This is a genomic window from uncultured Desulfovibrio sp. (genome assembly GCF_944327235.1).
Taxonomy (GTDB): Bacteria; Desulfobacterota; Desulfovibrionia; order Desulfovibrionales; family Desulfovibrionaceae; genus Desulfovibrio.
Genome location: NZ_CALVHE010000001.1, coordinates 79571 through 105410, shown reverse-complemented (window position 1 = coordinate 105410; position 25840 = coordinate 79571). Strand labels below are relative to the sequence as shown.

The following is a 25840-nucleotide window of genomic DNA, read 5'->3' as shown; positions in this document are numbered from 1 at the left end:
CGCCAAGTTGGGGCACAACCTGTCATGACGATTGGCTCTTGTCTTATACCTATTGAGCTGCGTCATGCTTGCTGTGATGAGGAATAAACATATGGGGTCTCGTTTGCTGCGTCGTGCGGTACGCCGCCGGACACTACCGCGTGTCAACAAGGCCGTGTCCGAGTCGTCCGGGCCTTGTCATGAAGATATGGCCTCATTATCCTGTCCCGCGCCTTTTTGTCCGATCGAAGGTTCAGCTGGCTGTCAGTCTGAGGCTGCTATCCCGGCTGATTGCGCGCAACGACAGCGCCCTATGGGAGGCTGTCCGACAGGCATGATAAGGCCACATTCGAAAAACATCAGGAAGCCGCCTTCTCTTCTTGATATGTCTCATAGGATGAATTATGCCCATAAGGCATGGAATGATGATGTTGAAATGAATGTGAATAAATTCACGAGAAGGAAGCCGGCAAGGGGGGAGGAGGCTCCCCATCCACTGGCCATTGTTGCTGGACAATGGCAGCGACAAGCTCGGCGGGCGCGTGAAGATGCCTCTTCTGTCGCCTCTTCTTCGGTGGAAGGCAGCGCTCTTCCTGTCGCCCTGCCCTGCTCTGCCGCTGAGCAAGAAGGGATCAGGCAATCATTTTATTCTGAAGATGCCGCCCCCCGCCCTCTTCCATCGGTCTGGCGACAGGCTGCGCAGGAAGAGCTTCGTGCCTGGCGGCGTCCTGCTCGCCGCTCCTCTTGTTCCCCCACGCCTGCGGGTGACGACGCGGCCATTCCCGAACGCCGGTTGAACAAGGTGATCGCTGAGGCCGGATGCTGTTCACGGCGCAAGGCGGATGAGCTGATTTTTGCCGGACGCGTCTCCGTCAATGGTGAGGTGGAGACGCAGGCCGGGCGGCGCATCTCTCTGGATGACAGAGTGAGCGTTGACGGCAGGCCGCTTGCAAGGTCGCAGCGGATGCTCTACCTCATGCTGCACAAACCGGTCCAAGTGGTTAGTACAGCTGCTGATCCGCAAGGGCGGCAGACCGTGCTTTCTCTTGTGGCGCGTGAGTATCCGGGGATACGGTTGTTTCCTGTGGGACGGCTGGACTATTTTTCTGAAGGGCTCATCCTGCTGACGAATGACGGAAGGCTGGCGCAGCGTCTCATGCATCCGCGTCACCATCTGCCCAAACACTATGAGGTGCTTGTGCGTAATGTGGTAACGCAGAAGGCTTTGCAGTGTATGCGATCGGGGATGCAGCTGGCGGAAGGTGAGGAGCTGCTTCCTGTGGAGGTGACGGCTCGTAGTACGGCTTCCGGCTGCACGCTCTTGCGGATGACGCTGCGCCAGGGAGTCAACCGGCAAATTCGGCGGATGTGCCGGGATCTGGGGTTGACGATTTTACGCCTGCGGAGGGTCGCCATTGGTCCCTTGCAGCTGGGCAAGCTTGGGGCAGGACAGTTCCGCCAGCTGGAAGATGTCGAGCTGGCGCAATTGCGTCATGCTGTGGGCTTGCGGTAGCGAGTGCCCTTTTCTTTTCCTCATCAGAGGTTGACGACTCCACGGCGGCATAGGCTACAAGGCGATGTCCGCCGTGGAAACGGGAAAGGATCTCGTTTTTGCAGGCTGTTTTGCAATAAGGGGGAAATTGGCGGCCCAAGACGTTTCGTTTGCCTTTTTGCGGCGGGGGGCCTCGTGCCCTGTCGTTTCCTCTGGTAAAGGCGCGCTGTGGGGGAAAGGGATGATGAGCGGGGGAAAGGGGGGAAACCCGCTCCCGCACTGGCAAGCGTCCCCAACGGGCAGCCTCAGGTCATGCCCGTTAGATGCAGGAGCCTTACGGGCATGGGACGCGCAGCGAGGGGGTTCCCTTTCACCTCAAATAAGCAGTGAGTAGTGTCAGCCCTAAGTCGTTTCTTGGTGGAATCCCCGAGGGAACACAAGGAAAACGGAAAATGTTTTTCGCTGGGCGGACATTCTGCGGAGCGAAAAAAACATGGCGAGAAGGGCTCCTTCTTCCGTATGCAAGAAGGTCCCTTCCCGCCTTTTTAAAAGACGTTTCTGTGGTGTAGCTCAAGGTCAAGCCTGCTGGAGCAAACGATCCAGCAGGTCAATGGCGTCTTTTTGCAGGTGGCGCAGGTGTTCTTCACCCGCAAAGCTTTCCGTATAGACCTTGCAAATGGGTTCCGTACCAGACGGGCGCACAGCAAACCAGCCACTTCGGGCCATGACCTTGATGCCGCCGATGGGAGCCTCATTGCCCGGCGCATGGGTGATGACGCTTTCCACCCGTTCGCCTGCCAGCTCCTGCATATCGACCTGCTCCACGGTCAATCCTTTGAGGACGTTGCGTACCTTGGTGTCCGCCGGGGCATCCAGCCGTTGATAACAGGGAGCGCCGTGCCGTTCTGTCAGCCCGGCGTAGACGGCTGACGGGGATTTACCTTCCTTGGCCATCATTTCCGCTGCCAGCAGGCAAAGAAGCGGGCCGTCCTTGTCCGTACTCCACGGTCTGCCGTCATGAGTGAGGAAGGACGCACCGGCACTTTCCTCGCAGCCCAGAGCACAGCGTCCGCTGTGCAGATAGGGGACAAACCATTTAAAGCCTACAGGCACTTCCACCACCGGTCGTTGGAGCTCCTCCCCTACCCTGTCCAGCATGGCGCTTGTCACCAGCGTTTTGCCGATGCCGCTTCCCTTGCTCCACTGTGTACGCGTCCGGAAGAGATACCAGCATGTCGCTGCCAGGAAGTGATTGGGGTTCATGAGCTCTTCATGCGTCACGATACCGTGGCGATCCGCGTCAGGGTCACAGGCAAAAGCCAAGTCGAAACGGTCGCGCAGCGACAGCAGGCGACTCATGGCGTAGGGGGAGGAACAATCCATGCGGATCTTTCCGTCCTTATCGCAAGGAACGAAGCGAAAGGACGGGTCCACCTCCTGATTGACCACGCTCAATGCGATACCATACTTATGGGCAATGGGCTCCCACAGGGGCAGGCTCGCGCCACCCAGCGGATCCACGCCTAAAGAAAGTCCTGAAGCGGCAATGGCCGGCATGTCCAGCACGTCGGCAAGATCATCCACATAACGGGCCGTGAAGTCGTAGACTTTTACCCGCGAAGACTGCCGGGCCGCTCGATAGTGCATGATCTGGACGGCTCGGTTGCTGGCTTCCAGATGTTCGTTGGCCCGGCGCTCTATCCAGCGGGTGACCGCGGTTTCCGCCGGGCCGCCATGCGGCGGATTGTACTTGAAGCCGCCGTCACGCGGAGGGTTGTGTGACGGCGTGATGATGATGCCGTCCGCCTGGGCGCTGCCCGCGTTGCCGGCATTCCAACTCAGGATGGCGTGGGAAATGACCGGAGTAGCGGTATACTCCCCATCCGGCGCAATGAAGACATGAACGTCATTGGCGACCAGCACTTCCAGCGCCGAACGGAAAGCGGGCTGGGAAAGCGCATGACTGTCTCCGCCGAGAAAGAGCGGTCCCTTGATGCCGTGGCTGGCCCGGTAATCGCAGACAGCCTGCGTGATGGCGTAGATGTGCTCCTCGTTGAAACTCAGGTCAAGGGAAGATCCCCTGTGCCCCGATGTCCCGAAGCTGACGCGCTGGGACGCCTCGGCCGGACTGGGAAAATCGGTGTAATAGGCGCTGACCAGCGAGGGCACGTCAGTCAGCATGTCAGGCGTGGGCAGTTGCCCGGCGTGGGGATGCAGGGACATAATCTCCTCCTTTTGCGTCATTTGCCAGTATAGCCTGCCCTTTTGCCGGACGCAACTATCGGCATTTGGTGGAGCGTGGCCGGCAGACAACCTTGCGGCAGAGAGTTGTGCTCTTTACGGGAGATGTCGTGAGGTGATCCTGTGGAGGACGCCCTAACTACGACAAGACTGCCTTTCAGAGCTTTTTCAGTTTGAAACGCTCCTCGTTCCAAACCATACGGCCTGTCGTTTCGTTGAAAAAACGCGGTTTTTCCGCTCGGTTTGGGCCGGGCGGCGCTGTGCCGCCGAACACTATTTGTTGTTTGCTTGGGGGAAGGGGAAGCCCTCGCTCTACTGGCGATGCCCGTTAGGCTCCTGCGTCGCCTAACGGGCGCGCCCTTGCGGGCCGCTTTCGGGGAGGTGTTCCCCCTTCCCCACAAGTCTCCATCTCTTTCCCAGCACGCTTTTACCGGGTGAAGAGTCAAGGATGCGAGTCGTCCCGCCCCAAAGAAAAAAGGAGCGTGAACGGTTTGTTTATTTATTGAAATTATTTGTAAAATTTGTATTGCTAGGCCCTAACGTAAAAGGTTGCCCCCTTTCAAGGGGGACAGGTGAGGAAAACGCTGTATGGGCAGCAAGATCGCGGATGGACGTCGTTGGGAGGCTGGTACGTAGGCGGAGAGGCGGCCGGTATTCTGTCCGGGGGATCTTCCCCGTATGGATATCCATTTGAAGGACAACAAAAAAGGAGGCTTACGCCTCCTTTTTTGTTGTCGGAAAGGTCTTTCCGTCTACTTCTTCTCGATGGTGAGGGCCTTGAAGAGCGTATCACCGCGCCGCATGACCTGCAGCATGATGGCGCCGCGCTGCACGCCCACTTCCTTGACGATCTTGGAGAGCGCCTCAGGAGTGTTGACCGGCTTGCGGTCAGCCCGCAGGATGATGTCGCCGGGGCGGATGTCCGCTTCGGCAGCGGCCTTGTCAGGGTTGACCTCCAGCACAAGGATGCCTTCCTTGTCGGACAGATCCATCTCCTGACGTTCTTCCGCCTTGAGTGCCCGCACCGTAAGGCCCAGCAGGCCTTCGTCCTGCTTCTTGCCGTCCTTGCCGGGAGTTGCGGCGCTCTGGGCGCTCTGACGTTCCCCGAGGGTGACGTCCATCACCTGCTCCTTGCCGCCGCGCCAGACACCCAGCTTGACGATGCTGCCGGGCTTCTTGGCGGCAATGGCGCGCAGCAGGGCGGAAGAATCGGCAATGTTCTCGCCGTCCACACTGACGATGACGTCGCCATCCTCAATGCCGGCCTTGGCGGCAGGCTCGCCTTCCAGGGTGCTGGCTACCAGCGCTCCACGCGGCGTTTCCATGCCGATGGCCTTGGCCATGGCTTCGTCCACATCCTGGATGGTCACGCCGATCCAGCCGCGGCTGACCTTCTTGCCGCTCTTGATCTGCTCGATGATGTTGGCGGCCATGTTGCTGGGGATGGCAAAGCCGATCCCCTGCCCGCTGGCGATGATGGCGGTATTGATGCCGACCACATCACCATCCATGTTCAGCAGCGGGCCCCCGGAGTTGCCGGGATTGATGGAACAGTCCGTCTGCAGGAAGTTGTCGAACGGCCCGGAGCGGATGTTGCGGCCCTTGGCGGAAAGGATGCCGGAGGTCACCGTATGGTCAAGACCGAAGGGATTGCCGATGGCCATGAGCCACTCGCCCACCTTGAGCGCGTCGGAATTGCCGAACTTGAGGAAGGGCAGCTCCTTCTTGGCTTCAACCTTGAGCAGGGCAAGGTCGGTCTCTTCATCCGCGCCGATGAGCTTGGCCACCAGCGGCGTGGACTTGCCGTTGCTCTCGTCAAGGGTCACATGGATCACGTCGGCATCGGCCACCACATGGTTGTTGGTGACGATATAGCCGTCAGCCGAGATGATGAAGCCCGAACCGAGGGACTTCTGCTTTTTTTGCGGGGCACGCGGATGGCCACCACGCGGTCCCATGCCGAACTGATCAAAGAACTGACCGAAGCCGGGGGGCATGTTGCGGAACATCTCTCCGAAGAATTCTTCGGGCCCGCCCGCCTGTGCGGTGCGTTCGGTGCCGATATTCACCACCGCCGGACCGCATTTGGCGGCCAGCGTGGAAAAGTCAGGCAGCGTGGCGGCCTGCGCCAGACTGCCCATCATGAGCAGGGTGGCGAGCGCCAGGGCAAGGGGTTTTCTCATTCTCATAGGGGAAGCTCCTTAGGCTTTCTTTTGCAGAGCCTTTTGCAAAGCCTGTGCCATGATCCCCATTCCAGCCCCCTGTCCGGCGGAACCCGTGCTGGCGTGCTGCTTCCATTCCGTGTCGCGGGGCTTTTCCGCCACTTCCACGCCTTCGGGAGCCAGACTGATGCGGCGAGCGGCGGTGTCCAGATTTTGAACGACCAGCTTGACGCTGTCGCCCTTGTCGAGGCTCGTGAACTCGCTTTTCTTGGCGTTCTTGATGACGCCGGCCGGGAGCAGGCCCGTGATGCCCGGAGCCAGCGTCACAAAGACGCCGAACTTGCTCTGGCTCTCCACCGTGCCTTCCACCACCGTGCCCACGGCAAAGCGGCTGGCGGCCTCCTGCCACGGATCGCCTTCGGCGTCACGTATGCTCAGGGAGATGCGACGGGTCTCGGGGTTGATCTCCTTGATCTTCACGGACACGGTATCCCCTGCGGCCACCACGTCCTCGGCCTTGTTCACGCGCTTGGTCCAGGACATTTCGGAAAGGTGCACGAGACCTTCCACGCCGGGAAGCAGTTCCACAAAGGCGCCGAAGGGCGCGAGGCGGGTCACCTTGCCTTCCATGATGCTGCCCACAGCCAGACGGTCGGTCACCTGAGCCCAGGGATCGCCCTCAGCCTGTTTGCGGGAAAGGGAGATGCGGGTACGCCCCTTGTCGTCCGTGCTCACGGAGAGCAGCTTGGCGCGCACCATATCCCCGGGAGAGACGGCTTCATCGGCAGCGCCCACGCGCGACCACGACAGTTCGGAAAGGTGGATCATGCCTTCCACGGCCGGGGCCAGTTCCATGAAGGCGCCGAAGGGGGCAAGGCGCGTGATGCGGCCCTCGACGGTATCACCGACCTTGATGCTGGCCAGCAGCTTTTCCAGATTGTCCTGACGTTCGCGATCCAGCAGGGCCCGACGGGAGACCACGATGTTGCGTCCGCGATTCTCCACGCGCAGCACCACGAACTGCATGGTGCGGCCCACGACGGACTCGGCGTCGCCCGTAGCGGCGGCATCCATCTGGCTGCCGGGACAGAAGGCGGTCTTGCCGAGCACTTCCACCGTATAGCCGCCTTTGCAGGAGGCCACGACGCGACCGTCCACCGGGACGCCGGACTGGCAGGCTTCTTCCAGGGCAGCCATGCCGCTGCCGCTCATGGAACGGGACAGACGGATCTCATGGGGATTGACGCCCACGACCCATACGTCGATGCTGTCGCCGGGGGCTACCATTTCCTTGCCTTCGGCATCGAGAATGTCCTTGCGATCCATGACGCCGTCCACCTTGATGCCCACATCGACAAAGACGGAATCACCATTGATCTCAATGATCTTTCCCGTCACCTTCTGGCCAGTCTGCAGACGGGGCGCGGCGGCCTCCTGCGCGGCAAAAAGGGTGGCGAAATCTTCCTGGGCGTCATCATGGCCCTGCTGGGTCTGCAATTCCTCGGTCATGTATTACTCCTTGAAAGGTGTGGTCTCAGACATGAGGGGAGCACTCTACCCCATTACGACACAGAAGACAATCAAGAGGCGTTGCCCTCAGTCGCCGCCCTCCCCGGCTGCCCTGTGCAAAAACTGGACGGCGTATGATTTTTGAACAGGAGGCGGCGGGCACAGCGCCGCCCGGACCAAACCAGGCGGGGAAAACGCGTTTTTCCGCGAAACGACAGACCGTATGGTTTGGAGCGCGAAGCGTTTCAAACTGAAAGTGCTCCAGGGTCTGTTAAAAATTTATAACTAATTTTAATAGATAAGAAAAACAGGCTATACACTCTCCGCTTGCCTTTGGGGGTGGGGGTGCCCCGTGTCTCTATCTCTTTCCCCCAACAAACAGCAAATAGTGTCGTCCTAGGGCCTGTTAACACAAATTTTACAAATAATTTCAATAGATAAAACAAGTAAACTGTGCACATTCCCCTTGCTTTTGGGGACGATGTTGCCTCGTATCCCTGACTCTTCCTTGGTAAAAGCGCGTTGGGGAAGGGATGGGGGACTTTGGGGGATGGGAGCGACCGAAAGGCAGCGAATAGTGTTAACTCTAGTACATGCGCCGCATGAGGCGGGAGGACAGGCGCTGCACCAGCGGCGAGCGCGGTGAACGCTTGAGCGGAGCGGGCAGCATGACCGCCAGCTGCGCGGCTTCCCGTTTGGTCAGGGCGGCGGCCGACTTGCCGAAGTAGTGGCGGGCGGCGGCTTCCGCGCCAAAGATCCCCTGCCCCCATTCCACCACATTCAGATACAGCTCAAGGATCCGGTCCTTGTCGAGCCAGAGTTCCAGGCGTGCCGTCATGATGGCTTCCTTGAGCTTGCGCAGCAGGGAGCGTTCGGGCGAAAACCAGAGATTTTTCGCCAGCTGCTGGGTGATGGTGCTGGCCCCGGCCGACAGTCTGCCCTTTTCCCAGTTGCGCACGACCGCCTGCCAGAGCAATTCAAAGTCAAAGCCATGATGCGTATAGAAGCGGTCGTCTTCCGAAGCCACGACAGCCTGTCGCAGCCACGGGGAGATGCGTTCCAGCGGCACCCAGCGCTGTCGGAGACGCCACGGCTTGCCGGGATGCGCCTTGGCGAAGGCCTCACGGCGCAGTTCCATCATGGCTGTTTCTTTGGGGGGATCCGTCATGAGAGGAAGGACCGGCGGCAAAACCAGGTAGCGGAAGATATCCAGAAAGAACAGGAACACGGCCCAGCGCAGCAGGCTGCGGACAGGGTGGCGTCTCAGATGCGCGGCATAGCGACGCAGACTCTCCCGCCAGCTCGGTATCGTGTCCGTCGCGGCAGGCGGCACGGCGTCCGTTTTTTTCCCTCTGGCAGGAAGAACAGGCCCCGCGGACGGTCTGGCGGTGGTCGTGCGCGGGGGGCGTGTCGGGGTGGAAGGAGGTCTCAGCATGGCGGTTTCACGGACAGCGGCTGTCCGGCGCAAAAAGAAAAACGTCCGGGAGAAGAGCTCCCGGACGTCCTGCATTCTGGTAGCAAGGGAGGGATTTGAACCCCCGACACTGCGGGTATGAACCGCATGCTCTGACCAACTGAGCTACCTTGCCATGTTTTTCCATCAAGCGCGAAGAAGAACATAGACAAACTTCCGCTTTCTGGCAAGCATTTTTTTCAGGTCAGCCCAATTTTTTTGTATGGCCTCAATATACCATGAAATAAAAGACAAAGGGGGCCAGTACGAGCCGGTAGACGGCAAAGGGAACGAGAGTGATGCGTCCGACCAGCGCCACGAACGCCTTGATGGCGATCAGCGCGGAAAGGAAGGCCCCTACCATGCCCACGGCAAAGAAGGGGATATTCGCCGCGGTAAAGAGATGCCAGCTCTTGAGCATGTCATAGCCCGTGGCGGCGATCATGATGGGCACGGCGGCGATAAAGGAATATTCCGCGGCCACGTTGCGCTTGGCGCCGAGGAGCATACCGCCCATGATGGTGGACGCCGAACGGGAAAAGCCCGGCCAGAGCGAGAGGCATTGGAAGAGACCGATGCCCAGCGCGAGTCGGGGCGTCATTTCGTCCAGCGTCACGCAGGTGGGACGGTACTTGCGCCGTTCCACCACGATCATCATGACGGCTCCCGCCACCAAAGCCAGCAGCACCGTGGTGGGCGTGAAGAGATATTTTTTGATGGTGGAATGCAGGAGCAGCCCTACGATGCAGGCCGGGAGACAGGTCAGGACGAGCAGGACGATGCCGCGCATACCGGCGAAGCGGACATAGGGTTGCGGGCGCAGCAATCCCCAGAAACGTTCCCAGTACAGTACCACCACGGCCATGATGGCGCCGAGCTGGATGACCACATTGAACGTCGCGGCCTTTTCGCCCACGAAATTGAGCAGATCGCTGACCAGGATCAGATGGCCCGATGAGGAGACGGGCAGATATTCCGTGAGTCCTTCCACAATGCTGAGGATGAGGGCCACAAAAAGATTGTCCATGTTTTCCCCGAGTGCGCCCTTTCGCATTGCCAAGGGGCACGACTTTGGCTAGTGGTTGATAGAGACGCCCGGCAGGCCGGGCTTGTCGATTCAGCATGAGTGCGGAGCGGCCGCCGTTTCCGGCGATCGGCCGCGCAAGGAGGCTTTCATGGCGACGATCATGCCGCAAAGCGAGCTGGTACGGCGTGCGGCGGCCTATGTGGCTGCCGAACTGGCCGAAAAGGGGCGGGCCGGGCTCTATGCCCTGCTGGATGAAGCCTCGATGCGCTTCAACCTGACCCCTCTTGATCAGCAGACCCTGGAACGTCTTTTCACGACGCAGGCCGGGGAACGTTCCGTCATGCCGTCCCCGGTACGCGACTGATCTGCGGCTGGACCGGCAAGGGGCAGAACGCTGCAGCGCCCTGCCCCTGCTGTTTTCTGTCTACCCTATCCGGCTGCCGTCGGGCATACTGCCGCCGGGCTGCAGGAGGACGAGCCTGCCGTCCTGCTCCGCCGTGAGCACCATGCCGTGGGACATGAGGCCACGTATCTTGCGTGGCGCCAGATTGAGCACGGCGCAGACTTGTTTGCCTATGAGCTCTTCCGGAGCAAAGAACTCCGCCAGTCCGGAGAGGATCTGTCGCGGCTGCCCTTCTCCAAAGTCGATCTCAAGGCGCAGGATGCGGTCGGCATTGGGATGACGTTCGCAAACGCGCACCGTACCCACGCGCAGATCCGCCGCCTTGAACTGGTCAAAGGTGATCTCTTCCGCCGGTCCCGCAGGCTCGGAAGCCGGCTTCGCCTTCTGTGCGGCCTTTTCAGCCTTGCTCTTTTCCTTTTCGGCTTTGGCGGCGGCTTCGGCCGCCTTGGCCCGGGCCGCAACGTCGATGCGCGGGAAGAGATTGGAGGCGGCCGCCAGCGGCGTGCCCTCCGTCAGCCCGGAAAATTCGTTCGCCTCCCGCTCCAGATCGCAGGCCGGGGCCGTTTCGCCGCTGGCGGGCTGTCCAAGCTGGGTCAGCATGGCTGCCGCCGATTGTGGCATGACCGGCCAGAGGCAGAGGGCCACCTTGCGCATGGCCGTGAGCAAGGTATGCATCACCGTATTCAGGCGTTCGGTATCGCCCTGTTTGGACAGGGCCCACGGCGCCTGAGAATCCACATACTTGTTGCAGGCACGCACCAGCTCCCAGAGGGATTCCAGCGCCTGCGAGAACTGGACGACGCCGAAGAGCTGCATGAAATTCTGCACGGCCGTGAGGCAAAGCTCGGCAATGGCCTTGTCATCTTCATGCAGGCTGCCGCACGGAGGCGTCTTGCCGTCGCAGAACTTGGCGGTCATGGACAGCACGCGGCTGTAAAGATTGCCCAGATCGTTGGCCAGATCGGCATTGATGCGAGTGACGATGCTCTCCTCGCTGAAACTGGCGTCGGAGCCGAAATGCATTTCCCGCAAGAGGAAATAGCGGAAGGCATCCAGGCCGAATTCCCGGCTCATGGCCAGCGGATCGACGACATTCCCCAAGGATTTCGACATCTTTGTGTCGCGAACCAGCCAATAGCCGTGGACGTTCAGATGCTGGTAGAGCGGCAGGCCCGCAGCCTTGAGCATGGTAGGCCAGAAGATGGCATGGGGCTTGAGGATATCCTTGGCCACCAGATGCTCGCCCGGCCAGTAGCGTGCGTAATCGGGGCCGTCGGGCCAGCCGAGCGCGCTGATGTAGTTGAGCAGCGCATCGAACCAGACATAGCATACGTAATCCGTGTCGAAGGGCAGCTCGATGCCCCAGGTCAGACGGCTCTTGGGGCGGGAGATGCAGAGATCTTCCAGCGCGCCGGATTCCAGCATACCCAGCACTTCATTACGGTAGCGCTCCGGCCGGATGAAGTCGGGATTGGCAAGGATGTGCTCCTTGAGCCAGGGAAGGTATTTGGACATGCGGAAGAAGTAGTTCTTCTCGCTGATGAACTCAGGCTTGGTGAGATGCTGCGGGCAGAGGCCGTTCTCCAGCTCCTTTTCCGTATAGAAACGTTCGCAACCGTAGCAGTAATGGCCGCCGAACTCCCCGAAATAAATGTCCCCGGCATCATAGACCTGCTGCAGGAAGCGCTGTACGCGGGCCTTGTGGTCGGCATCCGTGGTCCGCACGAAACGGTCATTGGCGATGCCGAGCTGCGGCCAGAGCGAGCGGAACTGCGCGCTGATGCCGTCCACGAATTCCTGCGGGCTCTTGCCCTGCTTTTCGGCGGACTGCACGATCTTGTCCCCGTGCTCGTCCGTGCCGGTCAGGAAAAGGGTGTCCTCTCCTTTCAGGCGATGGAAGCGGGCGAGGCAGTCCGCTACGATGGTGGTATAGGCGTGGCCGAGGTGCGGCTGCGCATTGACGTAGTAAATGGGCGTGGTGATGAAAAAATGGGACACCGGGTCGCTCCTTACGGTTGTTCGGTAGAAGGGCCGCCGTCATCTGTGCCGCGGGCGGCCGGTTTGCGGCGGCGCTTGCGACGGGCCTTGCCGCCTTCGCCCTGTCCCGCCGTCTGGCCCGTGCCGTTTTCCTGCCCCACGACATTGTCCGGCAGCGTGTCCAGATCGCCTTCCGCCTCCGGCAGCAGGTCATGGAAGCGGGACAGATCGTCGTCGATGGTGTCCGGCGTGGCGGAAACGATGAGCATACCGTCCGCGGCGGGAGAGGCCGACGGCTTGGCCTGCGTCTTGTTCTGCCCAGTCCCCTGCTGCTGCGGCGCTTCGGGACGATGCGGCTCAAGGGCCTGCCATTCTTCAAGCGTCAGTTCAAGTTCTTCGTTGTTCTCATTGAGGACGGACAGGGAGTTGCGGAACATGTTGGCCCGCAGGACCTTCATGCCGCCCTGCGTGGTCTGGTACTTCTTGCCCAGACGAGGACAATTGCGGTGGAAGCGGTCGTAGTTCTCCTGTTCGTAGGCAAGGCAGCACAGGAGGCGTCCGCAGATGCCGGAGATCTTGGCCGGATTGAGGAAAAGGTTCTGCTCCTTGGCCATGCGGATGGTCACCGGCGCGAACTTGCGCAGGTAGCGGCGGCAGCAGCAGACCATGCCGCAGTTGCCGACTGCGCCCACCATCTGCGTTTCGTGGCGTACGCCGATCTGGCGCAGTTCGATGCGGGCGCGGTACTCGCGCACCAGATCCTTTACCAGTTCCCTGAAGTCGATGCGTGCCGGAGCGGTAAAGTAAAAGATGAACTTGCTGCGGTCAAAATAGACTTCCACTTCCACAAGTTTCATGTCCAGACGGCGCTGCCGGATGCACTGACGGCAGAAGGCGGCGGCCTCCTGCGCCAGGACGGCGTTGCTGCGGGCGCGTTCCCTGTCCTCCGCCGTGGCCGGACGCAGGATGTCCTGAGAGGCGTCGGCATAGGGCGCGGGCAGGCTTTCATGCGGCCCGGAGACGACCTCGGCCAGAGCCTCGCCCTGCTCCGCGGCGATGATCACATAGTCGCCGGGGCGTAGCGAATCCGGGCCGGAATGGTAGCTCGTCTGACCGAGCGTACGGAATTTCAGGCCATAAAGGGGCATGGCGATACGGAACCTCGTGAAGAAATCATGACGACAAACAGTGCTTTTCCGACATATTCCGTGCGCTGTCAACACGGGACGCTCCTCCCTTGCCAAGCGCTTCCGCCTGACATAGGCTAAAGACACTTTTCTTTGACGAGGTATGCACTCATGATATCCCATAAGGATGCGCTGGCTTTGCTGGCGGAAAATGGTGTGGAAGGCGGGCTGTTGCAGCACAGTACGGCGTCGGCGGCGGTCATGGCCGCGCTGGCCCGCCACTTTGGCGAGGATGAACAGCTCTGGGCGCTTACGGGCCTGCTGCATGATGTGGATTATCCCGCCACCATGCACGAACCGCAGCGGCATGGGCTTGCGGCTGCCGAGCTGCTTGCGGACAGACTGCCGGAGGAAGCCCTTACGGCCATCCGGGCACATAACGGAGAAATGACGGGCGTCATGCCGCAAAGCCGGCTGGACTATGCCCTGCGCTGTGCGGAGACCGTCACCGGTCTGGTCGGCGCCGCGGCCCTCATGCGGCCCACAGGCTACGAGGGCATGGAAAGCAAGAGCATCAAGAAAAAGATGAAGGACAAGGCCTTTGCCGCCAGCGTCAACCGGGACAATATCCGGGAATGTGAAAAGATCGGTCTGGAGCTGGACGCCTTCCTCACGCTGGTCATCGCCGCCATGAAGGCGGAGCATGACGCCGCGCAGCCGGGCGCATAGGGCGTAACACTGCTCTCAATGGATAAGGGAGACCAGCCGTCCATCCCCCGCGTGTTTTGCGGGACGGGGGGTAGCCCCGCGTTCCTGTTTCTTTCCCTGACAAAAGCGCGCTGGGGTAAGGGATAGGGGGCTTGGGGGGAAGGGGAACCCCTCCAGCGCTGGAGGGGTTCCCCTTCCCCCCAACAAAGCAATGAACAAGGAGAGGAAAACATGTCGCAGCAGCACATGGACGACGCGTCACAGCCCATGCTGTCCGTCTGTCACAGGGAATATAACGGCATAGCGACCGACATCCGGCTGCTCGGCCCGGCCAAGCTGGATTCCCCCCTGCCCTTCCGGGCCTGGGCCGACGACCGGCGCATCCCCATCTATGTGGACAGAGAGCTCTGCGACGATTTCGACGACCCGGTCTGCCTCTGCTTCGAGGCGGCCGGGCCGCGGCGCAAGCTCTATTTCGATCCTCGTCGGGCCAAATGCGCCATCGTCACCTGCGGCGGGCTCTGTCCGGGGCTCAACGACGTTATCCGCTCCATCGTGCTGGAAGCCTATCACGCCTATGACGTGCCGTCCGTCCTCGGCATCCGTTACGGTCTGGAAGGCTTCATTTCCCGTTACGGCCATACGGTGGCCGAGCTGACGCCGCAGCGCGTGAGCGATATCCATCGTTTCGGGGGGACCATCCTGGGGACTTCGCGCGGGCCGCAGTCCCCAGAAGAGATCGTGGACATGCTGGAGCGCAACAATGTGAACATCCTGTTCGTCATCGGCGGCGACGGTTCCATGAAGGCGGCACAGGCCATCGCCACCGAAGTCTCCTCGCGCGGTCTCAAGCTTGCCGTCATCGGCATCCCCAAGACCATCGACAACGACATCAACTTCATTGCCCAGTCCTTCGGTTTCGAGACCGCCGTATCCAAGGCCACGGAAGCCATACAGTGCGCCCATACCGAGGCCTGCGGCGTGCATAACGGCGTCGGCCTGGTGAAGCTCATGGGGCGCGAGTCGGGCTTTATCGCGGCGCGTGCCGCACTGGCCCTCAAGGAAGTGAATTTCGTGCTCGTGCCGGAGGCCCCCTTCCGGCTGGAAGGCCAAGGCGGCCTGCTGCCCGCCTTGGAACAGCGGCTCGCGGCGCGGCATCATGCCGTCATCGTGGTGGCCGAGGGCGCCGGGCAGCATCTGCTGGATCAGCGCGGCGAAACGGACATATCGGGCAATCCTGTGCTGGGGGACATCGCCACCCTGCTGCAACAGGAGATCAGGCGTTATCTTGGGGAGCGCGGGGTGCCGCATACGCTCAAGTTCATTGACCCCAGCTACATCATCCGCTCCGTGCCCGCCACGCCCAATGACAAGGTGTACTGCGGTTTTCTGGGCCAGTATGCCGTCCATGCCGCCATGGCCGGTCGCACGGAGATGGTGGTGGGCCGCCTGCAGGACAAGTTCGTGCACCTGCCGCTGCCGCTGGTGACGGCCAAGCGTCGCAAGCTCAACATCGCTTCCGATCTCTGGAGGGCCGTGCTGGAGTCCACTGGTCAGGGGATGCTTGCCGGTATGCTGCCGTCGGAGCAGGCATAGGGCTTGACGACATGGATATTGCCGCCGCCCTGCGTTCCCGGCAGCGTATGCTCCAGATCAAGGCATCCGCCGGTTCAGGCAAGACCTATACCCTGACGCGTCTTTTTCTGAACCGGCTTGCCCAATGCGAGGCAAATGCCGCCGGATCGGGGGCCGCCTGCCTGATGCGTCATGACGGCCCCGCGCACTGGGGGGAGATCCTCGCCATCACCTTCACCAATGCCGCAGCCACGGAAATGCGCGATCGCGTCATCAGGGAACTGAAAAACGTGGCTCTGGGCAATACGGCACAGGACATCCCGCTGCAGCCGCACGCGGCCGTCCGCTGGCTGGACGTCATCCTGCGCGATCTTTCTTCGCTCAACATCCGCACCATCGACAGCCTGTTGCATCGTATCGTGCGGGCCGCGGCGCTGGATCTCGGCCTGCCGCCGGACTTCCAGCCCGTCTTTGCCAGCGGCGAAGCCATGCAGCCCCGTCTGGACAGGCTCATAGACGAGGCCTGGCACGGGGACGCGGACAAGCTGGCCATGCTGCGCGATGCGTACGCCGGGCTGATCTTTCAGGCGGACAGGAAGGGTTTTGTGGCGGGCGCGCACCTTGTGGAGGAACTGCGTTCCCTCTGGGACGGCTTTCTGGACGGGAGTTTTTCCCGTCTCAGTCCGCCGTCGGCCATCGACGCGGAGGAAGAACGCATCTGGACGGCCTGTCGTACGGCGGCCGAAGTCTTCCTTGAGGAAGGCCGGGGCAGCGGCATCAAGCTCAAGCTCTATGCGAAGCAGGCTTGCGAAAAGGTCGCTGCCGGGGACGCGGGCTTTATGACGAGCTCCTACTTCACCGAGCCGGACAAGGAGATCCTCAATAAAGGCAGTGCCTGCCCCGATTCGCTGACAGCGGCCTGGAAAAGGTTGTGGCAGACAGCCAATGAGGCGATCCGCGATCTTGCCATCCTGGCAGAAGCGCGCAAATCCGCTCAAACCGTACGTCTTGCCCAGATGCTGTGCGAGGATTTCGCCGCCGACAGCCGCCGGGACGGCAATATCCCGGCGGTACTCATCCCGATCAAGGCCAGAGAGGCGCTGTCCGGGGAGTTCGGCGTGCCGGAAGCCCTCTGCCGTCTGGGCAGCCGCCTGCGACATTTCATGCTCGACGAATTTCAGGATACCAGCCGCCAGCAATGGCAGGCCATGCATCCGCTGGTGGGGGAAGCGCTTTCCCAGGGCGGGACGCTGACCTGGGTGGGGGACGTCAAGCAGGCTATTTACGGCTGGCGCGGCGGTGATACCCGCCTTTTTGATGAATTGGCGCAAGATGTGGAACTGCTGGACATGGCCGAGGGCTGTCGTCAGGAATCCCTGCCCTGCAACCGGCGCAGCCGTCAGGTCATCGTGGAACACAACAATCGCCTGTTCTCCCGTCTGACCGATCATGAGACGGCACGGGAGGTGCTGACGGCCATCCTGGGCAAGAGCGTTCCCGCCGAGCTGCTGGAAGAAGGCGTTGCCGCCGTGACGGGCGCGTATGCCGATGCCGTGCAGCGTCTGCCGGAGCCGGTCGCTCCCGGCGGCTTTGTGCGGGTGTACGACGTGGCGGATGCCGGGGAGATCCTCCATGCCGCCGAAGGGCGGCAGGCGGTAGGGGAAAGCCTGCTGCATCTCGTGCGGGAGACGGGATCGCGCCGTCGCTGGTCGGATGTGCTCGTGCTGGTGACCACCAACGAGCTGGCCCACGATTATGCCGAACTGCTCATGGAGGACGGCATCCCCGTCATCACGGAGAACAGCCTTTTGCTGGCGGAACATCCGCTCATCTTGCAACTGGTGGCCTTCCTGCGTTTTCTGGACCGGCCCGAAGATGATGTGGCCTTATGGACTGTGCTGCACGGTGCGCTGCTGGCCGGACACCCCGCATTCCGCCTTGACCCGCAGGCGCTGCATGACTGGAGAGCCGCCCATGCCCGCAGGCAGCGTCCGCTCTGGCAGGCTTTCCGGGAGTTTCGCCCGGACATCTGGGAATATTTTCTGGCGCCCTTCCTCGGACGAGCCGGTCTCATGACGCCCTACGACACTCTGATGGAATGGTGCGAACGCCTCCAGGCTCGCGAACGGTTTCCCGACGCGGCGGTCTTTTTGCGCTGCTTCATGGAAGTGCTCTCCTCCGCCGAGGAAAACGGTCTGGCTTCTCCGGCGGCCTTCCTGTACCACTGGGATCGAAAGGGGCAGGAAGAGAAAGTGCCCGCACCGGAAAATCTGGATGCCGTGCGCGTCATGACCATACACAAGTCCAAGGGCCTGCAGGCCCCGGTGGTCATCCTGCCCGGTACCGGCATGTCGCTCCAGGTGGACAAGATGCTGCCCATGAACGTGGGCGATGTGCGCGTCGTCTGTCGAGCACGAGCCAAAATGGGCGAACCCTATTACAATGAATATGTGCGTCAGGGCGTGGAGCGTCTCAATCAGCTCTATGTGGCCTTTACCCGCGCCTGCGAGGAGTTGCACATCATCCGCACGCCGCTCGCGCCGTCATCGCGCGGCAGCGTCACGGCGGGCTTGGACCGTCTCTGGGAGCTGGCCGGGTTCGATGTCCCCTATGCGGAAGGACGTCTCCCGGCCCCGGCACCGGCGGCGGAGACGTCCGGCATCGACGAAGAGGCGGGATCATCCGAGGAGGCCGTAGCGCCATACGAGACGGCAGCCTCGCCGCTTTCCGACAGCGACGAACTGCCGTGGCGGCCCATGCAGTGGCTGCCCGCGCTCAAGATCTTCCGCAATCCGCTGGGGACTTCCTTCCGTCCCCAGGACCGGGGAGAGTTCCTGCACCACTGCCTTGAGCATCTTGCCGCCGCAGCAGGCGACAGCGCCGAAAGTCTGGCGGCAGCGGCATGGCGGCGCGGGAGGGAAACCTTTCCACGGGCCGTACCGGAGGATGAGGATTTGCGTCAGGGCGTCCTGTCCGCTCTCGGCTGGGTGGCGGGACAGCCTCTGCTCATGGACTGGCTGGGTCGAGGACACGCGGAACAGGGGCTGCTCGTGCCCGGACGCGACGGTCTGCGGGCCGGACGTGCGGATCTGGTCGTTCCGGGCAGACGGCGGTATCTGGTGCTGGAGTTCAAGAGCGGCAGGCCGGAGGCGGGACATGCGGCGCAGCTGCGTGGCTATCTGGGCTGTCTGCCGCAGGGACTGCCGGCAACGGGACTGCTCGTCTATCTGGATGAGCGACGCTTCCGGCGGGTGGAACTGTCGGACGCCACGGAACTGCTGGCGGATCTGCTGCAGGTCTTTCCCTGCTGCCATGAGGTGTAGACATGTCCGGGACGCCCTTTTCTCTTTTTGACTGGCATAAGCCCTTCCTTCCAGCCCTCAAGGAATTCATCGCCCGCCGTACGGACGGCTGTCCCGGACGGGCCCTGCTGGTGGTGCCGCATAACCGGCCGTGGCGTTATCTGCAGCACCTCTATGCCCTGGACGGCAGACCGGTCTTGCTGCCCAAGGTGCTGACTTTCACCGAATTGCTGGGCCGCTGGCGGGAACAGACAGGCGAACCTCCCTCGCACACGGCCAACAGTCTGGATCAGGTGGCGCTGCTGCGCGAGTGCGTCACGGGCCTTTCCCGTACGGACAGCGGCCTTGCCGAGCGTTTCTCCCGCATGGAGATGGAGGAGTTCCTGCCCTGGGGCATACGGCTGGCCGGTTTGCTGGACGAGCTTTTCGGGTACGGCGTGACTGCCGCCGACATTGCCCACATGGAAGGGGAAGTGGCGCCGCCCGCGGCCGCTCTGCTTGCCGCACTGGGGCGCATCCAGGAGGCATATGCCCACCTGTTGCGCGAACGAGGTTGGACGACGCCGGGCTTTGATGCCTGCGAGGTGGCCCGTCTCAGCGGACAGGTGCCGGAGAGCCTGCGGGCCCGTCCCGACCGGCCTGTGCTGCTGGCGGGCTTCGCCCTGCTGACGCCCACCGAGGACACGCTGCTCCGCCGTCTCTGGGAAACCGGCGCGGACATCTGTCTGCATACCGATACGGCGCTGGCTCTGGGGGGTAGCCCGCATTGGGCCTGCGAGGAGCATTCCCGCTGGCTGCGGCGCTGGCAGGCGCGGGCTGCGCTTGTGGAGGCGGCGGACACGACGGAGGGTCCCGATCCGGAATTCCACTTTTTTGCCGGCTATGATGCGCATTCCCAGCTGGCGGCCCTGCGTGAATCCCTGCTGGCGGAGATGCCGCCCGTCGAAGAAGAGGCCGCCCGTCTGGACGACCCGGACGGCGAGGATGCCGGGGCCATCCACTGGGTCGCGGACCAGAAGCCTGCCGGGCCGTCCACGGCCGTGGTGCTGACGCACAACGGGCTGCTTTTGCCGGTGCTGCATCATCTGCCGCGCAAGGACGTCAACGTCTCCATGGGATATCCGCTGGAGAGGTCGCCGCTCTTCCGCCTGCTGGAAAGTCTTTTCCGTACGCAGGAGGAATGCAGCGCGGACGGCCGGTACTACTGGCGGAGCCTGCTGGAATGCCTGCGTCATCCCTATCTGGCCATGTTGCAGCAGGATGATGCGGCGGAGCTTCCTGATGTGGCGGGAACGGAACGCGCCTCTCTGCGGGAGCCGCTGGCCCTGCTGGCTGAAACCATCCGTCAGGGGAGTCGGAGCCTTACGCTGGAAGAAGCCCTGTCTCCTGTGGAAGCCAGACTTGCGCCGCAGGAGGTACGCGCTCTGCGCGAACTGACGCATATCCTTTTTGCGGCCTTTGCCGCCGTGCGCACCTGTGAGGGACTGGCCGACGCGCTGGAGGCTCTGTGCACCTGCCTGCAGGAGCGCGGCAGGCACATATGGCCGCATTATCCGCTGGATGCCGAGGCCATGTACCGCCTGCGGGAACACTGTCTGCCCGTGTTGCGGCACAATGCCCTGAGCCGGGAGCCGTTCACGGCGCGGCAGCTTTTCCAGTTTGCCCGGCAGATCATGCAGCAGGAGCGCATCCCCTTCGAGGCGGTCCCCCTGACCGGCCTGCAGGTGCTGGGTATGCTGGAGACCCGCCTGCTGCACTTTGATCATCTGCATATCCTGGACGCCACGGATGAAAGTTTGCCCGGCAGCGCGGCGCAGGATCCCCTGCTGCCGGACAGCCTGCGGCTGGAGCTGGGGCTGCCCGATGCGCGGCGGCGCGAACGGGCGGCGGCACATACCCTGTTCCGCCTGTGCGCCGGAGCCCGCAAGGTCTTCTTTTACTGGCAGGAGGGCATTTCCCGTTCGGCGCTCTTTGATGCCCGCAAAAGCCGCAGTCGCTTTGTGGAACAGCTCATCTGGCGAGAAGAGCGGCGGCGCGGCCGTCTGCTCGTGCCCGGTGAGGATCCCTTGCGTACGCCCTCCTGTGCGGCGCGTCCCTCCACAGCGCTGCCGCAGGAGATCGCCCACTCCCCTGCCCTGCGGGAGTCCATGCGACGTTTTTTGGACGGTCGTCTTTCGCCCACGGCGCTGGATGTCTACCTCGGCTGTCCCAAGCGCTTCGTCTGGCATTATCTCTGCCGCCTGCATGAGGCCGAGGAAGTCAACGAGGGGGATGATCATGCATTGGTCGGCAAGGTCATCCATCGCGTGCTCGAGCAGTTGTACAGGCCGTATATCGGGAAAGACGTGAGCGCAGCGCATTTCCGGGAGGCGGATCTGGATGGGCTGCTGGCGCAGGCCCTTGCCGAACTGGGAGGAGAGAACGCCCTGCCGCCGGAGAGCCGCATCATGCTGGAGCTGTCCGCACCGTATCGTCTGCGGAAGTATCTGGATGAACAGCCGGAAACGACCATCGTCGGTCTGGAGGAGCCGCTGGAGACCCGGTTGCTTCTCTGGGAAGGACGCGAGTTTGCCTTCCGGGGGCAGGCGGACCGCATCGACCGTCGAGACAAGGCCCTGCATCTCGTTGATTACAAGACAGGGCGCGTCCACGGGGCAGATACGCAGATCTGGGATGACGAGGAGTTCTGGCGGGAGCTGGATGATTTTCGTCGTGCGGCGGAGGCGGGCACGGCGGATGCGGACGATGCCTTACCATTGCTGGCGGTGGTGCGTGAGCGCGTGCGCAGTCTGCAACTGCCCTGCTATGTGCCCCTGTTGGCCGCATTGCGGCCCAAGGAACGAGTGGAGAATGCCTGTCTGGTGGAGCTGTACGAAAAGGGGGGCGAATCCCCCTTGTTCAGCGGTCCGTGGGACAATGATGAAGATCATGCCGTGGCCCTGCAGCGCTGCCGCGAGCTGCTTGGTCTGGTGATCTGGCACATGGAGCATTGCCTGACCTTCAAGCCTGTGACGGGGCGTTGCGGTCACTGCCCCTATCGGGGAGCCTGCCGGGCCTGAAGGAGGCGGATCAGACCTTCCCTTGTCTGCCGGAGCGTGACCAGGGAAAGTTTTTTTGTAAGATATTGTATGGTTGTTTGAGGCTGGGATCCCGCAAAGGACTGTGTACGGGAAGGGCCGGGCAGTCGCGGGCGATGGGCAACGTCCTGCCGTTGCGGTGGCCTGCCCTTGTGTTTTCGCCTGTTTTTACCTAAAATCGGTCCGCTCTGGTCATGATGCCTCCCGTATGTGACGGGAGAAGGCATGACCTCTCCTTCCATGCGCCTGCGGAGGTTGTTTACCGTGCCTTTTCCCCCTTTGAAAATTGGCGAGCTCTGCGCCCGTCGTCCCATCGTGCAGGGCGGCATGGGCGTCGGCATTTCCCTTTCCGGTCTGGCGTCCGCCGTGGCCAATGAAGGCGGTATCGGCGTCATTGCCGGGGCCATGATCGGTATGCGTGAGCCGGATGTGGCCAAAAATCCCATTGAAGCCAATCTGCGTGCCCTGCGGCAGGAGTTGCAGCTCGCCCGGGAAAAAACGCAGGGCATCATCGGCGTCAACATCATGGTGGCGTTGACCACCTTTACCCAGATGGTGCGTACCGCCATCGAGAATCGGGCCGACGTCATCTTTTCCGGCGCTGGCCTGCCGCTGGATATGCCTCGCCAGTTGCGGGAACTCTGCGAGGAAAAGAAGCAGGAGTTCAAGACCAAGCTCGTGCCCATCGTCTCTTCCGCCCGCGCGGCGACGGTCATAGCCAAAAAGTGGCTGAGCCGCTTTGACTATGTGCCGGATGCCGTGGTGGTGGAAGGCCCCAGGGCGGGTGGGCATCTGGGGTTCAAGGCCGAGGAGCTGGATGATCCGGCCTTTGCTCTGGAGAAACTCATCCCTGAGGTGGTGGAGTCGGTCAAACCCTTTGAGGACAAGACCGGCAAGGCCATCCCGGTCATTGCGGCCGGCGGCATCTACAGCGGGGCCGACATCGACAAGTTCCTGCATCTTGGGGCTTCCGGCGTGCAGATGGGAACGCGCTTCGTGGCCACCCACGAGTGCGATGCCGATCAGCGTTTCAAGGACAGCTACCTTGCGGCAACGGACGCGGACGTGACCATCATCAAGAGTCCTGTGGGGATGCCGGGGCGGGCCCTGAACAATGCCTTTATTGAAGCGGCACGTGAAGGACGCAAAAAACCTTTCAAGTGCGTCTTTCATTGTGTGAGTACCTGCGAGCAGGAAAAGACCCCCTACTGCATCGCGTCCGCCCTCATCAATGCCATGAAGGGCAATCTGGAGCGGGGGTTTGCCTTCTGCGGAGCCAATGTTTCCCGCGTCAAGGAGATCATTTCCGTCAAGGAATTGATGGACTCGCTGCAACGTGAATACGAAGCCGTGCAGGCCTGAGGCTTCTTGCCCACGCACGGCGAAGGCGGCGGGACCTCCCCTGCCGTACTGTCGAAAAGAGAGGGCGGCAAAAAGTGTCGCCCTCTTTTTGCTTTATCCGTTCGCTGCCGCATCGCAGCGCGAAAAAGCGGGAGGGATCGGAGGATGGACGCAACGCACTTTTGCTGATGTCCTTTACGTTGGTTCGTCTGGGGCCTGCCAATACAAGTTTTACATCTATTTCAAATGGATAAAGACTACAGCAACGCAGTCCGTCTTCATCCAGGAACGCATGGGCCCGCGCCACGCCCCTCCATGCACGCCCGGGGACTCCCGGAGGTAAACTGTTCCAGAAGGAGCTGCCATGGAACGTCTTGAACTTTTGTCCGCCATGCTCATGGCATTGAGCCCCGTCATGATGCTCATGAGTTTGATCAGCCCCAGGGGGGCCATATTGTTCCGCCGCAAAACGCGCCTCAAGGGGGTGTTGCTCTGGCTAGGCGTGGGATTGGTGGGCTTGGCGCTGGCGCATATGGTCGTGCCGCAACCAAGTCAGCAGCCGGATGCGTCGGCCATACCGCAGGCAGCCCCCACCGCGTCCTCGCCGGTGGCCGTCCCCCAGCAACAGCAATGAACGGGAGGTTTTCGGATATGATGGTCTTTTTCTGCAAACGGGCGACAACGGCCGACGGACGTACCCGCTGGTCCGCCAGCGTTCCTACCCTGCTGGGGTTCACCACTGTCGGCTGGTTTTATTCCGAGGAGCTCGCGCATAGTTTTATCCATTTTCTGGAAAGTACGCCCCATGCTCGTGAAGAGGCGGAAAACGACGCCTGGCGTGAGTTCCAGTTTCGTCTGGATTTCCTCTGGTGCGAAAAGCTCCAGAAGGAGCGTGCCGTACTGGAAGGACACTGGCAGTCGGTACACGATGTCCTCTTGCGGTATTCGGCGGCCATTGCCGGACTTCTGCGTGAGACGGATGCGGCGGCTGCGGACAGGGATACCCGCATTGCCGAAGGTTTTCAGACCATCTGGGAGACGACCTTCTCAGCCATGCGCGCCCTTGAAGGGCTGGCACCGCTGGCCGATATGCTGGAGGCGCAAAGCCGCGTGCACGGTCAGATCAGAACGGAACTGGAACGCCAGGCCGGGCAGATGGCCGAAACGGGAACGCTGCCTCCCTTGCAATAGAGCGTTTTAACTCAAATTTTATAAATAATTTCAATAGATAAAACAAATACGCTGTACACATTCCCCTTGCTTTTGGGGACGGCGTTGCCTCGTATCCCCGACTCTTCCCCCCAAACAGGCAACGAATAATGTTAACAGGCTCCAGTAGAGCATTTTGCCTTTGAAAAAGGCAAAATGCGAGGCGGCGGCACAGCACCGCCCGGCCCAAACCAAGCGGAAAAACCGCATTTTTTCCGCGAAACGACAGGCCATATGGTTTGAAACGCGAAGTGTTTCAAATGACGGGGTGTGTACTTCTGGAGATACTTCAGGTCTTTTCTGCCGGAGAGCGGTACTTACGGCCGTCATCCGCAGCATTGGATAAACGTAGAGGAGCCCGGGAACTTTCCGGACTCCTCTCTTTTTTGGTGTTTTGGCGGCATCAGTCGTCCTGCTGCGTGTCCTGTGACGCGGCTGGGCGGGAATGCAACCAGTGGCCGAGCATTTCCGCCGCATCGATGGAGCGTGGTCCGGGTCGGGAAAAGATCTCTTCCTTTACTTCAAGGATGCGGCCTTCCCGCACGGCGCGCAGTCCACGGTAATGTGGCCGTTCAGCCACGGGTTGCGGCGTGGGATTCATGGGGCCGACCTGATAGACGTAGGCGTCCGGGTCAGCGGCGATGACAGCCTCTTCATTGAGGCGAACCAGCTTGCGGGGGGAGTCCACCACGTTGATGCCTCCCGCGGCATTGATAAGATCGTTGACGATGTTGCCCTTTCCGGCTGCCAGCAGATTGGGGGAACTGGCTTCGAAAAAGACGCGCACCGCGGGCTCCGTGGCATAGCTGTTGCGCAGGGCGGCCAGCCGTCGCCGCCACTGACCGACCAGATTGGTGGCTTCCACTTCACGCCCCACAAGCCGACCGAGGGTCAGGGTGACCGAATACAGGTCCTCAAGAGAATTGAGTTCAAAGGTCAGGACAGGGATACCCAGTTCACGCAGGTGTTCCGTTTGGCTCCCTGTTTCCCGGCGTCCCTTCATTTGCAGGATGACGTCCGGTTTCTGCGCTACGATGAGCTCGGCATTGGGCTGCATATGGGTGCCGATAGCCGGGAGATCGGCCAGTTCGGGCAGATGTTCGTCGGCAGCGGTACGAGCCACGATGACATCCCGCGCATCCAGCGCCAGCAGGATCTCATTGAAGGAGCCGTACAGGGAAATGACCCGGCGTGCGGGGATGGGCAAGCCTTTTCCGTCCTGAGTGCTGAGGGTGATGCTGCTTTTGATGGGGACCGT

At 61.6% G+C, this 25840-nt stretch carries 17 protein-coding genes and 1 tRNA gene; 9 read left to right on the top strand and 9 right to left on the bottom strand.

The annotated features are described in order from the left end of the window. The first annotated feature begins 772 nt into the window (after positions 1-772). Complete coding sequence (locus Q0K00_RS00460) at positions 773-1492, top strand: pseudouridine synthase (protein ID WP_297226592.1); 720 nt, start codon at positions 773-775, stop codon at positions 1490-1492. Positions 1493-2047: 555 nt separating this feature from the next. On the opposite strand, the gene pgm is transcribed toward Q0K00_RS00460, so the two are convergent. From pgm to Q0K00_RS00430, 6 genes are all read right to left on the bottom strand, one after another. Continuing rightward, positions 2048-3694, bottom strand: coding sequence for a phosphoglucomutase (alpha-D-glucose-1,6-bisphosphate-dependent) (gene pgm / locus Q0K00_RS00455; RefSeq protein ID WP_297226591.1), 1647 nt, complete (start codon positions 3692-3694; stop codon positions 2048-2050). Between the two features lie 770 nt (positions 3695-4464). Further along, positions 4465-5901, bottom strand: coding sequence for a DegQ family serine endoprotease (locus Q0K00_RS00450; RefSeq protein WP_297226590.1), 1437 nt, complete (start codon positions 5899-5901; stop codon positions 4465-4467). 12 nt (positions 5902-5913) lie between these two features. Then, positions 5914-7383, bottom strand: a complete 1470-nt coding sequence (locus Q0K00_RS00445; protein WP_297226589.1) for a 30S ribosomal protein S1 — start codon at positions 7381-7383, stop codon at positions 5914-5916. A gap of 586 nt (positions 7384-7969) precedes the next feature. Then, the gene (gene mtgA, locus Q0K00_RS00440) at positions 7970-8716 is read right to left on the bottom strand and encodes a monofunctional biosynthetic peptidoglycan transglycosylase (protein ID WP_297226588.1); all 747 of its coding nucleotides are present in this window, start codon (positions 8714-8716) and stop codon (positions 7970-7972) included. A 179-nt stretch (positions 8717-8895) separates the two neighbouring features. Continuing rightward, a tRNA-Met gene (locus Q0K00_RS00435) sits at positions 8896-8972 on the bottom strand. Positions 8973-9065: 93 nt separating this feature from the next. Next, positions 9066-9863, bottom strand: a complete 798-nt coding sequence (locus Q0K00_RS00430; RefSeq protein WP_297226587.1) for an undecaprenyl-diphosphate phosphatase — start codon at positions 9861-9863, stop codon at positions 9066-9068. A 148-nt stretch (positions 9864-10011) separates the two neighbouring features. On the opposite strand from Q0K00_RS00430, the gene Q0K00_RS00425 reads away from it, so the two are divergent. Further along, a complete protein-coding gene (locus Q0K00_RS00425) occupies positions 10012-10227 on the top strand; it encodes a hypothetical protein (protein ID WP_297226586.1) in 216 nt (71 codons plus the stop codon). Positions 10228-10287: 60 nt separating this feature from the next. On the opposite strand, the gene metG is transcribed toward Q0K00_RS00425, so the two are convergent. Further along, on the bottom strand, positions 10288-12264 hold the full coding sequence (gene metG, locus Q0K00_RS00420) for a methionine--tRNA ligase (protein ID WP_297226585.1): 1977 nt from the start codon (positions 12262-12264) through the stop codon (positions 10288-10290). A gap of 11 nt (positions 12265-12275) precedes the next feature. Then, a complete protein-coding gene (gene ricT, locus Q0K00_RS00415) occupies positions 12276-13391 on the bottom strand; it encodes a regulatory iron-sulfur-containing complex subunit RicT (protein WP_297226584.1) in 1116 nt (371 codons plus the stop codon). Between the two features lie 150 nt (positions 13392-13541). Here ricT and Q0K00_RS00410 point away from each other — a divergent pair, with 150 nt between their 5' ends. The 7 genes from Q0K00_RS00410 to Q0K00_RS00380 all read left to right on the top strand — a co-directional run bounded on the left by Q0K00_RS00410 (position 13542) and on the right by Q0K00_RS00380 (position 24564). Further along, complete coding sequence (locus Q0K00_RS00410) at positions 13542-14099, top strand: HD domain-containing protein (RefSeq protein ID WP_297226583.1); 558 nt, start codon at positions 13542-13544, stop codon at positions 14097-14099. 246 nt (positions 14100-14345) lie between these two features. Then, positions 14346-15674 (top strand): ATP-dependent 6-phosphofructokinase, encoded by a 1329-nt coding sequence (locus Q0K00_RS00405; RefSeq protein WP_297226604.1) that lies wholly within the window; start codon positions 14346-14348, stop codon positions 15672-15674. Positions 15675-15685: 11 nt separating this feature from the next. Further along, positions 15686-18976, top strand: coding sequence for an exodeoxyribonuclease V subunit beta (locus Q0K00_RS00400; RefSeq protein WP_297226582.1), 3291 nt, complete (start codon positions 15686-15688; stop codon positions 18974-18976). 2 nt (positions 18977-18978) lie between these two features. Next, positions 18979-22014 (top strand): PD-(D/E)XK nuclease family protein, encoded by a 3036-nt coding sequence (locus Q0K00_RS00395; protein ID WP_297226581.1) that lies wholly within the window; start codon positions 18979-18981, stop codon positions 22012-22014. 282 nt (positions 22015-22296) lie between these two features. Beyond that, on the top strand, positions 22297-23394 hold the full coding sequence (locus tag Q0K00_RS00390; protein ID WP_297226580.1) for a nitronate monooxygenase: 1098 nt from the start codon (positions 22297-22299) through the stop codon (positions 23392-23394). A 343-nt stretch (positions 23395-23737) separates the two neighbouring features. Further along, positions 23738-24007 carry a hypothetical protein gene (locus Q0K00_RS00385; protein ID WP_297226579.1) on the top strand — a complete coding sequence of 90 codons (270 nt, stop codon included), beginning with the start codon at positions 23738-23740 and terminating at the stop codon, positions 24005-24007. 17 nt (positions 24008-24024) lie between these two features. Then, on the top strand, positions 24025-24564 hold the full coding sequence (locus Q0K00_RS00380; RefSeq protein WP_297226578.1) for a hypothetical protein: 540 nt from the start codon (positions 24025-24027) through the stop codon (positions 24562-24564). 421 nt (positions 24565-24985) lie between these two features. Here Q0K00_RS00380 and Q0K00_RS00375 read toward each other — a convergent pair whose 3' ends face one another. Beyond that, entirely contained in the window at positions 24986-25789 is an 804-nt protein-coding gene (locus Q0K00_RS00375; RefSeq protein WP_297226577.1) for an ABC transporter substrate-binding protein, read from the bottom strand. Between the last annotated feature and the right edge of the window lie 51 nt (positions 25790-25840).

Coding starts and splice junctions, on each gene's coding strand:
- Q0K00_RS00400 (WP_297226582.1), top strand. CDS start 15,686: ATGGATATTGCCGCCGCCCTGCGTTCCCGGCAGCGTATGCTCCAGATC.
- Q0K00_RS00430 (WP_297226587.1), bottom strand. CDS start 9,863: ATGGACAATCTTTTTGTGGCCCTCATCCTCAGCATTGTGGAAGGACTC.
- ricT (WP_297226584.1), bottom strand. CDS start 13,391: ATGCCCCTTTATGGCCTGAAATTCCGTACGCTCGGTCAGACGAGCTAC.
- Q0K00_RS00450 (WP_297226590.1), bottom strand. CDS start 5,901: ATGAGAATGAGAAAACCCCTTGCCCTGGCGCTCGCCACCCTGCTCATG.
- Q0K00_RS00380 (WP_297226578.1), top strand. CDS start 24,025: ATGATGGTCTTTTTCTGCAAACGGGCGACAACGGCCGACGGACGTACC.
- Q0K00_RS00405 (WP_297226604.1), top strand. CDS start 14,346: ATGCTGTCCGTCTGTCACAGGGAATATAACGGCATAGCGACCGACATC.
- Q0K00_RS00425 (WP_297226586.1), top strand. CDS start 10,012: ATGGCGACGATCATGCCGCAAAGCGAGCTGGTACGGCGTGCGGCGGCC.
- Q0K00_RS00445 (WP_297226589.1), bottom strand. CDS start 7,383: ATGACCGAGGAATTGCAGACCCAGCAGGGCCATGATGACGCCCAGGAA.
- Q0K00_RS00385 (WP_297226579.1), top strand. CDS start 23,738: ATGGAACGTCTTGAACTTTTGTCCGCCATGCTCATGGCATTGAGCCCC.
- pgm (WP_297226591.1), bottom strand. CDS start 3,694: ATGTCCCTGCATCCCCACGCCGGGCAACTGCCCACGCCTGACATGCTG.
- Q0K00_RS00395 (WP_297226581.1), top strand. CDS start 18,979: ATGTCCGGGACGCCCTTTTCTCTTTTTGACTGGCATAAGCCCTTCCTT.
- Q0K00_RS00410 (WP_297226583.1), top strand. CDS start 13,542: ATGATATCCCATAAGGATGCGCTGGCTTTGCTGGCGGAAAATGGTGTG.